Here is a 15,029-nt window from a genome sequence, read left to right on the forward strand (position 1 = left end):
AATAAGGCTACCGGCGTTTTTCAATTAGCGTTTCGGCATTTTGCTCTCATCCATGTATAGCAGGTTCCATCGGTGACCGTCCAGGTCTGCAAATCCTGCGCCATACATCCAGCCTTCATTTTCACTTGGTTTGCCAAAGATACTTCCTCCGGCAACTTCAACTTTCTGAATAAAAGCATCGATTTCTTCTCTGCTATCAGCACCAATTGAGAATATGACTTCTGCGCTATGGGAAGTATCTGTGATGGTTGAACCTGTAAATTTCTCAAACGCTGCATCCGGGAACAGCAGAATTGTGGTTTGGCCAATGGTAAGCTTGGCTCTTTCATTACCAACGCTAACCGCATGGAATCCAATCTCGTTGAAAAAGGAAGTAGATTTCTCAACGTCTTTGACCGGCAGGTTAATCCAGATATCCTGTGACATGGCTGTAGCCTCCTGGAATATTTTTTTAACTATTTCCACTATACTCTACTGCTGCTGCCCAAACCAGCATGAATTGGAAGGGTGTGGTAAAGTATAGGGAGATCAACTAAATGGAGGAGGTTAGTAATCGTTTATGATAAAAGACTTACACCGAAAACTGGGTCTTATCACTCATAATAAAGGTCTAGTTCAGGTAGCCTTTTCGTTTCTTATTTCTGCGATCATCGGAGTTATATATAGTTTTATGATCATTGACGAGACTATAGGTGGTTATATACATAAAATATTGCCGAGTAGGGAAGGACCGGACCTTCATCAATATTTGCCTGTTGTGATTACTGTGTTAATTTACTCGTATTTTAATCAAAAAAAGAAGAGAAGAAATGTTCTGGAAAAAATCTCATTCACTTGTTTTCAGATCATCATTGCAATAACAAGCTGTATTTTTTCACTTATCCTATTATTAGTGACTCAGCAACATTTCATGTGAGCAGCGGGCTAACATGAAATGTTGCTTTTTGATATCTTCTTTGCAAAATACCAGGAGGGATGGTCATGAGCGTGGCTTGCTGCATGTCAGATTATTTCCTTTACTTAGGTTAGGATCAAGGCGTATAATCCGTTCAGACATCAGAGAGAGAAGAGGAGAATTGGATTCATGAACAACGGGTTAGTCAACGCTATAATTGCTTATATCATGTGGGGGGTTCTCCCACTCTATTGGAAATTGTTCAACGATGTGCCAGCAGGCGAGATTCTGTCCCACCGTGTCGTCTGGTCGTTTGTCTTCATGGGTATTCTCGTGGCTGTCCAGCGCCGCTGGGGTGATATGAAGCGGATTGCTGCTAATCGTTCACAGCTGTTATCGCTCGCTACAAGTGGACTGTTGATTGCAGTGAATTGGCTTATTTTCATCTGGGCGGTCAACAATGGGCACGTTGTTGAGACAAGTCTTGGTTACTATCTGAACCCACTGCTAAACGTACTGCTAGCCGTTGTTTTCCTTCATGAGAAGCCAAACCGCGGGCAGTGGCTCGCCATTGCTATCGCTGGTGCCGCAGTACTTATTATCGCCATCGACTATGGTCGTTTTCCGTGGGTCGCGATCTCGCTGGCTGCATCGTTTGGCTTGTATGGACTTGCGAAGAAAAAGACGGTGCAAGACGCTTCTGTAGGCTTACTGTCGGAGACGGCTGTAGTCCTTCCCATCGCGCTAGGCTATTGGATCTATTTGGCGGTCGTAGGAGAATCGACTGCATGGACGCTGTCTTCGTCTATGTTCATCGGACTGCTTCTTTCTGGCGTGGTAACGGCGCTGCCGTTGTTATTTTTTGCGCGTGCTGCTGCACGGATGTCGCTGTCCACACTCGGATTCGTACAATACATCGGGCCAACCATCATGCTGTTCCTAAGCATATTTGTATTTAAGGAATCCGTATCGCCGGTTCTCCTTGTTGGGTTCGCGTTGATCTGGATTTCACTGATCGTATATGCGATATCATCAGTACGTGGCACGAAACTCGCGAAAGCGAGCTGAAGGCAGAAGAGCTCTGGTTGCGTCATAATGGTCGTTTCTGTCTAATCGACGGAAATGGCCATTTTTCTATTTGCTGCCTGTATGCTGATAGACAGGGCCTTCAGCATTCTATTTAATTATTAGAACTACAAGTTTGGGGATAGAAATGGAGGGGAAGATCTAAAAAGGCTGGCTCTGTAAGCTAGTCTTTTTGGGTTGAAATTAGATAACTATTTGATTGCATTTACTGATTGATTCATTCTTTGAATGAAAAAAACCCATAAGAAAAACATCACCAATAAGAAACCCTAGATATACCACATTCTATAAAGTTAATTCATACTATTTTGGTGCGAATGATTGATATTATGTTCGATAGAAGTTATACTTCTGTTTATTACGTTAATCATCAGTGAGTAACAAGGAAGTGAAACTTACATATATAGGAGGGGAACATGTGGCTCCAGAGTTATATGAATTGGAATTGGAGTACGACCTGCTCAAGCAGCTTCAGGATGCAACTGCTCCTATCGGTGCAAGTACGCTCGTTCATACGTTAGGCAAAAAATACGGATTAAGCCAGGCAACTATAGGCAGACGGCTAATGGAGATGGACGTTGAAGGATATACGGCGCTGGAAGGCAGGAAAGGCCGTATTTTGACAGAAGCGGGTTCAGAACGGCTGAAGTTAATTGAACGGGAGCTGCAGCAGAAAAATGCTAACTCACGCCTGATGCAGACGCTGAATCATTCAGGGGAAAAGGCACTTCTTGACATTCTCGTTGCACGCAAAGCGCTTGAACGGGAGATTGCTTCGTTGGCAGCGGAGCATGCCACAAAAGAATATATCCATCTCCTCGAACAATCCATTCAGGAGCAGCAGCGGAAATTGGAGCAAAATATCATACCTTATGAGGAAGATCGGGAATTCCACCGGTTGCTCGCCTTTGCAGCCCAGAACCAGTTTTTGCGCCATGCCGTGGAATTGGTATGGGACACCAGCAGAGACTTTCTGGAGACTGCGTATATTCGGCGCACTGTAGGGAGTGAATTGGTGGTGGATCATCGCCAGATCCTGGATGCCATTATATCACGTTCCCCGGAAGAAGCCGAAGCCGCGATGGTCAATCACATCAATCAGATGATTGAAGACGTCAAACGTTATTTTGCTATAAAAAACCAGATATTAAACATCGAGGAAGCGCGTTAAAAAGGGAGATGAACTTGTGGACAAAAACTATCGCTTGGGTATCGACATCGGAGGCACGTTCACGGACGCACTGGTGACGGATCGGCAAGGCAGGATGGTGGCTGCACTGAAAACGCCATCTATCGCAGAAGCGCCAGAACGGGCTATTTTTAATGCATTGGATCAGCTTCAGGAACAAGGTGTGGACATTGGCGATATCGATATGTTCGTGCATGGCACGACGCTTGGTGTGAACACGTTGATCGAACGCAATGGAGCTGTAACCGGGCTGATCGTAACCCAGGGCTTTCGGGACATTCTCGAAATTCGAAGACTTCGCCTGGAGGATACGACGAACCTGTACGGTGATAAAACGGAGGCGCTCGTACCGAGATATCTCGTCAAAGAAATTGAAGAACGCGCTCTAGCTAGTGGAGACATACTGCAACCACTCAACAAAGATCAGCTGGTGCAGGCGGTTGACGAATTGGTGGACGAAGGCATTACCGCACTGGCGATCAGCTTTATGCACTCTTACGCTAACCCTGCTCATGAGAAGGAAGCTGAAGAGCTCATCAGGGAACGGCATCCGCAGTTGTTCATTTGCCGCAGTAGTGCCATCTGGCCGCAGCAGCGTGAATTCGAACGGACACTCGCAACGGCCATGAATGCATATGTGGGTGAACGCATGGGTTCGTACTTTGTCAGGCTGCAGGAAGGTATTCACCAGTACGGTTTAAAAGCAAATCTGCTCTCCACGATGTCCAACGGTGGCATCATGACAGCGGCAAGTGCTGCGAGTGAACCTGTTCGCACCCTGCTCTCGGGTCCGGCTTCAGGTGTCATTGCAGCGACGCATATTGCCAGGAAGGCCGGCATTGATCAAGTCATCACGTTCGACATGGGCGGCACAAGTGTGGATGTGGCTTTAATTGACAAGGAGCCAGCGTATTCAACCGAAAACAAAGTCGGTGATTTTCCTGTCATTTTGCCGGCAGTTGACGTTACGGCGATTGGCGCAGGAGGTGGATCGGTTGCATGGCTCGACAGCGTCGGTGTACTCAAGGTTGGTCCACGCAGCGCCGGAGCCTATCCCGGACCTGCATGTTACGGCCGAGGTGGCGAGGAACCGACAACGACGGATGCTTACCTGCAGCTTGGTATTTTACAGGCAGATCGTTTCCTTGGTGGTCAGATGAGACTCCATCCAGAGCTCGCAGAACGTGCACTGAATACGGTCGGCACGAAGCTGGGACTTGACGCATCACAGACCGCACAGGCGGTTCTGGATGTGGCCACAGCGAATATGTACGCCCAATTTTCGCCTCTAATGGCTCGTAAGGGTGTTGATCCGCGTGATTTCACACTGCTGGCTTACGGAGGAGCGGGACCAATGCATGCGTTTCTAATGGCCCGGGAAGTCGGGATCCGGCGTGTACTTGTGCCACCTGCTCCTGGAACACTTTGTGCCATGGGCTGCACGGTGGCAAATCTCCGAAATGACTTTGTCCTATCGCTGCACAAGAGCAGCCATGCATTAGTAAGTGGAGAATTGGCCTCCTTTTATGCAGATCTGGAGCAGCAGGGGCGAAGCTGGGTAGAGGTAGAGGCACGTGGCGGTGTTGAACTCGAGAGCGTCTACTGTCTCTATAGTGCCGATATGCGATACGAAGGACAGGCCTTTGATCTGGAGATTGCACTAACGCAGGAGGAAATAGCCGATCCTGAACAGGCCAAGGAGAAGTTCCATGCGTTCTACCATAATGTGTTCGGAATCAGCCAGCCAGAATCCGAAGTGATGTTCATCAGCCTGAGGGCGACAATTGTCGGCATCGTACCAAGCCATGGAAGCGTGGATTCGTATGCCCAAGTCAGTCATGGCGGAGGAGCAGAGGAACGAACGATAACGTTCGATCATGCGCGTAGAACGGCGAAAGTGCTGACTAGGGAACAGATCCCGCTGGAAGCAAGTATTCCGGGTCCAGTCATTGTGGAGGAATACGATACGACCATTTTTGTTCCTCCAGGTTATAACGTAAGAAGGGATGCGCATGGCAATCTGATCGGGGAGGCGGCGGAATGATCGCAGACAAGGTATTTCTGGAAATTTTCAACAATCGAATCCAAGCGGCGGTCGAAGAGATGGCAAACGTCGTTCTGCGAACGGGATTTACCGCTTTTGTAAAAGAGACCGGTGATTTTGGTACTTATCTGTTGTCTCCTTCCGGAGAGACGTTTGGTTCACCGCTGGAAACAGGGTATAACCTTTCGCTCGGTATTCCAGCAGAAGCAACGATACGCAGCATTGAGGATTGGCAGGAAGGAGACTTGGTCATCTGCAATGATCCTTATGTGACCCAAGGCATGGTAACCCATCTTCCCGACATTCATCTCATCAAACCTTACTTCCACGAGGGGCGCATCATTGCCTACGGGATGTGTTTCGTTCACTCATCCGATGTTGGCGGTAAGGTACCTGGAAGTGTCTCTCCAAGTGCATACGATATTCATATGGAAGGCATACGAATCGCCCCTGTCAAGTTATATGAAGCAGGCGTGTTAAACGAGCAGGTTATGCGAATGTTTCTGGATAACAGCCGGATTCCAGAGCAAAACCTTGGGGACCTCAAGGCACTGATGGCTGCTTTAAATCGGGGTGAACAGCGGCTTGCCGAACTGATCGCGCGTTATGGCGCGGAACGGATTGAGCAGGGCATCGAGCAATTGCTTGAATATGCCGAAATGAAGGCTCGTGCCATCGTTCGTGAAATTCCGGATGGAGCTTACGATTTCTGGGATTATCTCGAAAAGGGACCCGGAGGATATCCAATCCGTTTACGCTGCAAAATGACAATCGAAGATAGCAACATTCATCTCGATTTCAGCGGCACCGACCCTCAGGTCCGGGCTTCGTTTAATATTCCGACGCATAATCAGCAAGGCCACTATATGCTAGTACCTGCGTTGATTCGCTATTTCCGCACCCTGGACCCGACAATTCCATGGAACTCCGGCATGATCCGTATGGTGAGCAATTATGCGCCACCAGCCTCGGTGTTGAATCCGGAACCGATGGCCGCTGTCGGCGCACGAGCAGCTACGTTTATCCGTCTGATGGACGTGATTACGGGTGCTCTTAGCAAAGCCGAGGCCAGTAAAGTGCCTGCGGCCGGAGCAGGCCAAGCCTGTATCGTCATGATGGCGATGACGGATGCAAATGACGGAAAGAAAAAGGTTGGGGTCATCCAGCCAATCTGCGGTGGTTCCGGAGCAAGACCAATGAAAGACGGCATTGACGGCATGGATTTCGCCGTTGGTCATCTGCGCAACATTCCGGTAGAAACGGTGGAGGCCGAGATGCCAGTTCTCATTGAACATTACGGGCTTCGCGAAGACTCCGCTGGCGCCGGGGAATATCGCGGCGGAAGCGGGATCGCCTTGCGGGTTAGAATCGTCACACCAGACACGGTCATGACGGCACGCAACATGGAGCGCATGGAATTTCAGCCTTGGGGCAGAATGGGCGGCGATGTTGGAACGCATGGAGAGGCTATTCTGAATGAGGGGCTTCCCGAAGAGAGAGACCTTGGCCGAATCGACGAACTGCTGCTGCAGCCTGGGGATACGGTGACCTTCCTGTCCCAAGGAGGAGGAGGATATGGAGATCCTTTAAATCGAAATGTCCAGTCCGTGCTCGCAGACGTTAGAAGTGGTTTGCTTTCCATCGCAAAAGCACGGGAACTTTATGGCGTCGTCGTGAAGGGCACGAATGTTAACGAGTCCGAAACGCAATCACTGCGGGCGACTATGCAGATCAATGTGGAAGATTTCAGTTATGGTCCAACCAGAGACCAATTCGAAGCCATCTGGAGCGATGAGATGCAGCTGACGTTGGGACAAGCGTTAAAGGAATATCCGCTTGCTCTTCGGGATTACCTGAAGCGCCGTACGATGGATATATTGGAACAAAGGCATGTGGATGGACTGTCCGTGACAACAGAGGAAATTGCCTCCACCGTGAGCGGATTAAGGAACAGCATCGGACTGCAGGGAACAGGTCGTATGTAAGCCTACAAAATGTGAAGGTGTATGGGTATTAAACCAACTAATCTTATGGGGGAATTCGTATGTTTAAATCAAAACGCAAACGTTTTTTAAGCTTGGCCTCATTAACGCTGACTGCTTCACTTATTCTTTCAGCCTGCGGCGGAGCGAGCAGCTCGGGAACCGCTTCAGAGAATGGGGGCACTTCGGATAGCAGCGGTGACAAAATCAAGCTGACCATGTTTATCTGGGCAGGCTCCAATCAGGACGTCGTACCTAAAGAAGTGGTTGCGGAATATGTCAAGGAACACCCTAACGTTGAAGTTACTTTCGAGGAATCCTCCAATGCGATCATGTATCCCAAAATGGTAGCAGGCAAACAAGCTGATCCGAACAATCCGGTCGTCAACTTCGGTTACTTTAATGCAGATGCCACAGCCAAAGGCGTAAACGATGACATGTGGGAGCCCCTGGATACCAGCATCGTAACAAACATCAAGGACATTCCTGAACAATTTCACCAGCCTGACAACAAAGGCATCGTATGGGGCGTATCCAGCTTCGGCCTGGTTTACAACAAAGATCTGGTAACTACGCCGCCAACCAGTTGGAATGATCTGTGGGATAACGAGCAATTCAAAGGCAAAACGGCATTATGGGATTACATGTTCTATTCCTATATTTCACCTCTGATTGCAACCAAAGGAGAAGAGATCGGCGCATCCTACGACAATCCTGAACCTGCATTTCAATATTGGGCTGACCACAGTGATCAAGTCGGCACGCTCGTTACATCCAACGACCAGTTAAAAGCATTGCTCGAATCCGGTGATGCCCTCATTGCACCATTCAGTGCGCAAGTCGCTCAAACCTGGATTGATGGCGGTTCACCGCTGGCGGTAGCCTATCCGAAAGAAGGGGCAATCTCGTTTCCGTACTCGCTCCAGGTCGTGAAAGGTTCGACGCCGGAACAAACACGTGTGGCCAACGAAATTATCAATGAGCTGCTGAGTGCAGACGCGCTGACACGTTACGCCGAAGCAACCGGCACACCCGTGACCAGCACAGCCGCTGCTGTACCGGATAAATACAAGGATGATCCATCGTTCTCTGTTGAGACCCAGAGCAATGGCATCAATCCAGATTGGGACGTACTCGCTCGGAACAGCTCCGCATGGAAGGACCTGTGGGATCGTCTCGTGAAAACCAATCTTCAATAACATGGTCGCCTGGAACATAGACGAGATGATTACCAGGCAGGAATAGGAGGATCCAAGATGAGCAATGAGCACCAATCCGTCTCGATTGAGGCAAAGCATGTTACAAAAATCTATGACGGACGGGCTGCCGTCGATCAAGTCACGCTTCAGGTCAACAAGGGAGAGTTCGTCTCCCTTCTCGGTCCGAGCGGTTGCGGCAAAACAACGCTGCTTCGAATGCTGGGTGGGCTCGAACAACCCGACGACGGAATCATTCTGCTCGGTGGGCAAGATGTCACGGGTGTTCCTGCATACGGCCGGAACAGCAATATGATTTTCCAGCAGTTGGCACTGTTTCCGCATATGGATGTATTCAACAACATCGCTTATGGACTCAAGGTGAAAAAGACCCCAAAAGCAGAAATCAAACGCCAGGTCCATGAGATGCTGGAACTCGTACAACTTGGAGACTACAGCAGAAGGGCCGTGTCTCAGCTATCTGGCGGACAGGCACAGCGTGTAGCGATTGCGAGAGCATTAATCAACAAACCGGAAGTGCTGCTGCTGGATGAACCGCTCTCCGCGCTGGACATGCAGCTGCGTCTTGATATGCAGCGGGAGTTGAAACGCATCCAGCGGGAATTCGGCGGTACCTTCATCTTCGTCACACACGATCAGAGTGAAGCGATGAACATGTCTGACCGCATCGGCGTTATGCGTGCAGGTCGGCTGCTTCAATACGCAACGCCGGATGAAATATATGAAAGACCTGCCGACAGCTTTGTAGCCAAGTTCATCGGGGATACCAACCTTTTGGAGGTTTCGGTTGTCGAGCCGGATTCAAATGGAATACGTGTAAGCATTCTGGGACATTCGCTGCTCGCCGGAAGCAATGAAGAACCTGCTTCATTCCGGCCAGGGGCGAAACATTCCTTATCCATCCGTTACGAGTATATTCGTCTAGGGGAAGAGGCGGCCCATTGTGCAAACCAATTGCACGGTCGCGTTATTGAGAGTGTATATGGCGGGGCAAGTATCCGATATGTCATCGAAACGCTGGATCATCTTCGCATTCAGGCGAGTGTACCGCATCAACGTGGAGGAACGCGATATTCCCCGGGCGAATCAGTCCAGCTGGGTTTTGATCCAGACGATGCTCTCCTGCTCGCAGATTCAGGCACGGGTGCGGCATCATGAGCCGGATTACCGACAAGGTCGTCAATATATACTCGTCCGGCAATCGCAAATGGACGACCCAATTGCTTCTGCTTTTGCCTGCGCTGTTGTTGATGGGCATCGTGTATCTCGGCGGGTTGCTGATATTCGGAAGATACAGTTTCGACATATACGACAATGGCAAACTGGTTCGCGGCTGGGACTGGGGCACATACCGGGCTTTTCTGACGGACCCATATTATTGGAAACTGATTGGAAATACGTTCCGCATTGCGTTCAAGGTAACCGCGTGGAGTTTGCTGCTCGCTTATCCGCTCGCATATTGCATCGCGGGCTTGAAGAAGCCGGGATGGAAGCAGTTTTTGCTGCTGCTTACGTTTCTGCCTCTGCTCGTGAGCGCGGTCGTGCGTTCCTATGGCTGGCAGCTGCTTCTGTCCAAGCAGGGTTTCATGAATTGGCTGTTCATTCATCTGGGCATGACCGAGGAAGGCTTCAATATGATGAACAACGAGACTGGCGTAGTCATTGCGCTTGTACACATCTTCCTGCCCTTTATGGTCTTTCCGATTCTGAATGTGCTCTCCCAGAGTGATGCTTCACTCAAAGCAGCTGCACATGATCTCGGAGCCGGAAGCTGGCGGACCTTTTTTACCATAACATTGCCGTTGTCGGCCAGAGGTATTGCAAGCGGAATCCAAATCGTATTTACCTTGTGCCTGACGGCATTCACGACCCCTCAGCTAATCGGCGGGGGAAGGGTAATGACGCTGCCGGTCTTCATCTACCAGCGAACACTGGACACCAACTGGCCGATGGCGGCAGTGGCTAGCTTATTCCTGCTGGTGTCGTCCGTCGTGGTATCGTTGCTGGTCAACAAAGGAGCGGAGTGGCTTATGTTCCGCCGTTCCCGGGAAGGAGGACGTGCACGTGGTTAAATCGGGACGTGTGACAAAATGGCTTCTCACGGTGTTCGTTGGAGCGGTCGCCATATACTTGCTGCTTCCACTATTAATGATTGCATTCACTTCCATAGGCTCGGGTTCAGCAAGCAAATTTCCGCCTCAAGGGTTCACCTTAGAATGGTACGCCAACCTGAAGGAACAAACCCAGTTTCTTGATGCTTTCAAAAACAGCTTGATTGCTTCAGCAGGAGCTGTCATTTTGGCAATGGTGACGGGCACGCTCGCTGCGGTAGCCATCGTGCAGTATCCTTTTCCGGGTACGGGGTTGCTGCGAGCTTTCTTTGTATCGCCCATGGTTATGCCCAAAATCACATTGGGTATTGCATATCTGATTCTGTTCTCCAAAATGCACATCGCAGGTGGATTGTTTGGACTTGTATTAGGCGAAGCCGTCATTGTACTCCCGTTTGTACTCACCATCGTGGGTAGTGCACTGGCCAACCTGAAGCCCGTCCATCGGGAAGCTGCGGCGGATCTGGGGGCAAGCCCTTGGCGGATCTTTTTTACCATTACGCTGCCTCAGCTCAAATTCGCTATGTTGTTGTCTGGATCGATCGCCTTTGTATTTACGTTTGATCAAGTCGAAGCTGCATTGCTGCTTCTTCGTCAGGACAGCTATACACTGCCAATCCAGCTATTCCTCTATATGGAGAAGTGGCAGGATCCAACGATCGCAGCCGTATCTGTCGTATTGATTGTTGGAGCCTTGGCACTATTCTTGGCCATCAAGCTGGTGCTTCACTCTATTCCGGGGCTCGAAGGATGGTTTGGTAGCAGAAAAAAATAAATGGAAGGAATTGAGAACATGGAACTACAGCAACCATCCGAAGCTTCAGGCTTAAACAGGGACCGTGCAGATGAAGTAATGAAAGCGAAGGGACTACAAGCCCTTATCGCAACGACGCCGGAAAACATCCATTATGTCATCGGATCGCAATTGCGTGCCAGCAATTGGACGATGCAGATCTATGCCATACTACCCGCTGACCGTTCTGCAAGGCCGTGCATCGTCATTCCGACGAATCGTCTGGGCGTCGTTGCTCAGTTTGGTATCACCAACGTTGACATTTTTGCTTATAGCGATTTCTTCGTTGAGGGAACGATTGAAGGCAAACCATCCACCGCAGACATCGATCTGTTCTATTCCTTGCTGCAAACGACCGTGATTCACCAAGGGGCAGCAGATGCCCTGTTTGCTGCGTTGAAACACCTCGGCATCGAGAACCAGCCTATTGGTATCGACGAAATGCGGATTGCGCCGGATATTATGGCACAGGTACAGGACGCACTGCCAGATGGTGCTGTTGTACCTGCTTATAAATTGTTCAGGCATATCCGGCTAGTCAAAACACCATTCGAAATCGAACGGCTGCGCCACGCGGCAGAGGTCAATGAACGAATCGAGCAGGAGCTGATTCATCTGATAGCGGCAGGCATGCACGAGAAGGAACTCGCCGATCATTACCGGATCGCTGTGATGCGTGCGGGCGGTACACCAGCGATGACAGCCGTGGGAGCAGGACCGCGCAGTGCCCTGCCGCTGATCGAGAATTATTTCCACACGATCGAGCAGGGTGACCAGATCCGCTTCGATCTATGCATGCAGTTGGACGGGTACTGGGGGGATACGGGCCGCACCGTCGTTGCTGGTGAACCAACGGCTTGGATGAAAAAACATTTTCATGCGGTGAAGAGCGGTTGGGAAACTGCCTTAGAAACCGTACGACCTGGTGTCAGAGCATCGGATATATTTCATGCGGCTGTATCCCGCGTACAGCAGGAAGGCATCCCTCATTACCGGAGACAGCATGTGGGCCATGCGATCGGCCTCGAGCTGTATGACGACTTGACCATTTCCCCGGGTGACCAGCACATACTGGAGCCTGGTATGGTACTTTGCGTGGAAGTCCCTTATTACGAGCTTGGCGCAGGTGGCTTTCAAATCGAAGATACGGTTGTCGTAACGCCAGACGGATATGAGTTTCTGACGCATATGGAGCGCAAATTATTCATTAAATAACGAATCCCGGAAGGCTTCGAGCAAGCGATCAGGCAGCTGCCGATCAGGAGCTTTCCTGCCGAGAAAGTTGGAATTTCAATGATTCAGCAGGGAACCAAGACGTTTCGAAACATTAGCCTTGCGTTGTTTGCCGCAGGATTCGTTACGTTTGCGTTGTTATACAGTCTCCAACCTCTTATGCCGGAGATTAGTGAGGCATTTGACATTACTCCGGCACAATCGAGCCTGACGCTTTCCGTTTCAACGGTGGCCATGGCTATCACCATGTTGTTTATCGGCACGTTGTCTGATGCCCTTGGGCGGCGATTTATCATGACGGCATCCTTGGTGCTATCTTCGATCATCGCTATTCTGAGCGCATTCAGCCAGGGATATACAGATTTGTTGCTGCTCCGCGTCCTGCAAGGCGTGGCACTTGCGGGTCTGCCTGCCACGGCGATGACGTATTTGTCGGAAGAAATTGAACCTGTTAGTTTGGGGTACGCCATGGGGCTGTACATCAGTGGCAACTCCATCGGGGGTCTGGCTGGGCGGTTTATAAGTGGAGTTATCACGGACTGGTTCAGTTGGCGAGCAGCCATTGGATATATCGGTGTGCTTGGCCTGTGTGCAGCTGTTGTTTTCTGGTTGGTCATTCCGCCCTCACGGAATTTTATCAAGACTTCTCCGGGATTAACCAAGGCGCTGTCTCTTCTATGGTCACAATGCCGAAATCCGCGGCTCCTCAGTTTGTATGGGCTGGGCTTTTTGCTAATGGGGGGCTTTGTTACGCTGTTTAATTACATCGGTTTTGAACTGACCGGTGCTCCGTATCATCTCAGCCAATCCTTGGTAGGAAGTCTTTTCGTTGTGTATCTTATGGGCACAGTCAGCAGTACCTGGATGGGCAGGCTTGCCGACCGTTATGGACGGTCCCATGTACTTAGCATTACCATTGCGATCATTCTGGCGGGTGCTATCTGCACCGTGCATCCGGCATTGTGGATCAAAATTGTGGGTCTCGGTTTGTTCGCCTTCGGCTTCTTTGGTGGACATTCCATCGCCAGCAGCTGGGTCGGTCTTGTTGCGGCCCATCATAAGTCGCAGGCAAATGCCCTGTATTTATTCTTTTATTATGTTGGTTCCAGTGTTAGTGGAACTGGTGGGGGATACCTGTACAGCCATTTTGGATGGATCGGCATTGTTGGCATGATCGGCGCGTACGCTGTGGCAGGCTTTGCGCTATGCCGTTTTCTCCTGATTGGTCAAAAACAACAGACGACCGGCACTCCGATATACTGAGAGACAACTTGTGATGTCAAAGATCAGAACGCCATTCACAAATGAAATCCATAGTGATTCGGTTATGAAGGGTGTTTAATAGATTCTCAAAGAACATAACAGTTATGCGAAACAAATTATTATTTTTTGAACCGTTGATCTCAAGATCAACGGTTTTTTGATGTGTACCTTTGATCTGTAAACAAGTGGATTCAGTTCCCCAGATCTCCTGGTTTGTTTTCTGGTACGTATCATTCGAGAAAGGCGTGATCTGCTAGTTTGTTGTCGCTCTCTGCTAGTTACACATCGAATTGTGGAGCGTATCATTAGATCCGTGCAGTAGATATGCCTTCAGAAAGAATGAATATTCATTAATCAACCAGAACAGAGGAGAAATGCATCATGGATATGGGTTTAAATAACAAAACAGCGTTGATAACAGGTTCCACGAAAGGAATAGGCAAAGCAATTGCCAACGAGTTGGCTAAAGAAGGGGTCAACGTACTGATTAATGGACGGAAACATGAAGATGTTGAACGTGTTGTCAGAGAAATCAAGTTGGCGTATCCGAATACTTCGCCTCAAAATGCGGCAGCTGATATCGTTATTGTTGCTGAGCGCGAAGCATTGTTTGCAAAATTCCCGCAGGTTGATATCTTGGTAAATAACACCGGGATTTATGAGATCATGTCTTATTACGATGTAGATGACGCCGTGTGGGAAAAATACATTCAGACCAATGTGCTTTCCGCAAATGCTCTGACCAAATTTTATATGCCGGCTATGCTGAACAGCGGATTTGGCCGAATCGTCTTCATAGCGAGTGAAGAAGCCGTGATGCCAGGTCATATGCCGCAATATGCCGTTACTAAATCCATGCTGCTCTCGTTATCGAAGAGTCTGTCCAAACTGACAGCGGGAACGGAAGTAACGGTCAATACAATCATGCCTGGACCAACACTTTCGGAGAATGTACAACAGATTATCGAGAGCGTTTATCAGGATGAGAACATGACTTTTGAGGAAAAAGAAAAAACATTCATGGCTGCGAATCTTCCGCAATCCGAGCTGCAGCGTTTCATCAGACCGAGCGAGATCGGTAGACTTACTACATTCGTATGCAGCCCTTATGCAGCACCGTTTAAAGGTTCACCGATTCGTATGGATGGAGGAATGGTTCCAACGATTTACTAAACATGCACGGCTTAGAAACGAATGTATAGCTGATATTCTCGGT

General features: G+C 49.5%; 12 protein-coding genes. 11 read left to right on the forward strand and 1 reads right to left on the reverse strand.

What is annotated here, in order from left to right:
• Nucleotides 1-24: 24 nt before the first annotated feature.
• The gene (locus CHH60_RS01765; protein ID WP_095357616.1) at nt 25-426 is read right to left on the reverse strand and encodes a VOC family protein; all 402 of its coding nucleotides are present in this window, start codon (nt 424-426) and stop codon (nt 25-27) included.
• A 658-nt stretch (nt 427-1,084) separates the two neighbouring features.
• Between CHH60_RS01765 and rarD the strand changes: the two genes are divergently transcribed.
• From rarD to CHH60_RS01825, 11 genes are all read left to right on the forward strand, one after another.
• Complete coding sequence (rarD, locus tag CHH60_RS01775; RefSeq protein WP_095357618.1) at nt 1,085-1,963, forward strand: EamA family transporter RarD; 879 nt, start codon at nt 1,085-1,087, stop codon at nt 1,961-1,963.
• Between the two features lie 436 nt (nt 1,964-2,399).
• On the forward strand, nt 2,400-3,152 hold the full coding sequence (locus tag CHH60_RS01780; RefSeq protein WP_095357619.1) for an FCD domain-containing protein: 753 nt from the start codon (nt 2,400-2,402) through the stop codon (nt 3,150-3,152).
• A 16-nt stretch (nt 3,153-3,168) separates the two neighbouring features.
• Nucleotides 3,169-5,214: a hydantoinase/oxoprolinase family protein gene (locus tag CHH60_RS01785; RefSeq protein WP_095357620.1), complete on the forward strand. Its 2,046-nt coding sequence runs from the start codon at nt 3,169-3,171 to the stop codon at nt 5,212-5,214.
• Complete coding sequence (locus CHH60_RS01790; protein WP_095357621.1) at nt 5,211-7,199, forward strand: hydantoinase B/oxoprolinase family protein; 1,989 nt, start codon at nt 5,211-5,213, stop codon at nt 7,197-7,199. Before CHH60_RS01785 ends, CHH60_RS01790 begins: the two co-directional genes overlap by 4 nt.
• Nucleotides 7,200-7,258: 59 nt before the next feature.
• Nucleotides 7,259-8,395: an ABC transporter substrate-binding protein gene (locus CHH60_RS01795; RefSeq protein WP_095357622.1), complete on the forward strand. Its 1,137-nt coding sequence runs from the start codon at nt 7,259-7,261 to the stop codon at nt 8,393-8,395.
• A gap of 57 nt (nt 8,396-8,452) precedes the next feature.
• Nucleotides 8,453-9,571, forward strand: a complete 1,119-nt coding sequence (locus tag CHH60_RS01800) for an ABC transporter ATP-binding protein (protein WP_095357623.1) — start codon at nt 8,453-8,455, stop codon at nt 9,569-9,571.
• Nucleotides 9,568-10,485 (forward strand): ABC transporter permease, encoded by a 918-nt coding sequence (locus CHH60_RS01805; RefSeq protein ID WP_095357624.1) that lies wholly within the window; start codon nt 9,568-9,570, stop codon nt 10,483-10,485. Before CHH60_RS01800 ends, CHH60_RS01805 begins: the two co-directional genes overlap by 4 nt.
• Nucleotides 10,478-11,299 carry an ABC transporter permease gene (locus CHH60_RS01810; protein ID WP_095357625.1) on the forward strand — a complete coding sequence of 274 codons (822 nt, stop codon included), beginning with the start codon at nt 10,478-10,480 and terminating at the stop codon, nt 11,297-11,299. The genes CHH60_RS01805 and CHH60_RS01810 overlap by 8 nt, the downstream gene beginning before the upstream one ends.
• 18 nt (nt 11,300-11,317) lie before the next feature.
• Nucleotides 11,318-12,532, forward strand: coding sequence for a M24 family metallopeptidase (locus tag CHH60_RS01815; protein ID WP_095357664.1), 1,215 nt, complete (start codon nt 11,318-11,320; stop codon nt 12,530-12,532).
• A gap of 72 nt (nt 12,533-12,604) precedes the next feature.
• Nucleotides 12,605-13,813 carry an MFS transporter gene (locus CHH60_RS01820; protein ID WP_095357626.1) on the forward strand — a complete coding sequence of 403 codons (1,209 nt, stop codon included), beginning with the start codon at nt 12,605-12,607 and terminating at the stop codon, nt 13,811-13,813.
• Between the two features lie 381 nt (nt 13,814-14,194).
• Nucleotides 14,195-14,986 carry an SDR family NAD(P)-dependent oxidoreductase gene (locus CHH60_RS01825; protein ID WP_095357627.1) on the forward strand — a complete coding sequence of 264 codons (792 nt, stop codon included), beginning with the start codon at nt 14,195-14,197 and terminating at the stop codon, nt 14,984-14,986.
• Nucleotides 14,987-15,029: the final 43 nt, after the last annotated feature.

This window comes from Paenibacillus sp. 7523-1 (assembly GCF_002276415.1).
Classification (GTDB): Bacteria; Bacillota; Bacilli; order Paenibacillales; family Paenibacillaceae; genus Paenibacillus; species Paenibacillus illinoisensis_A.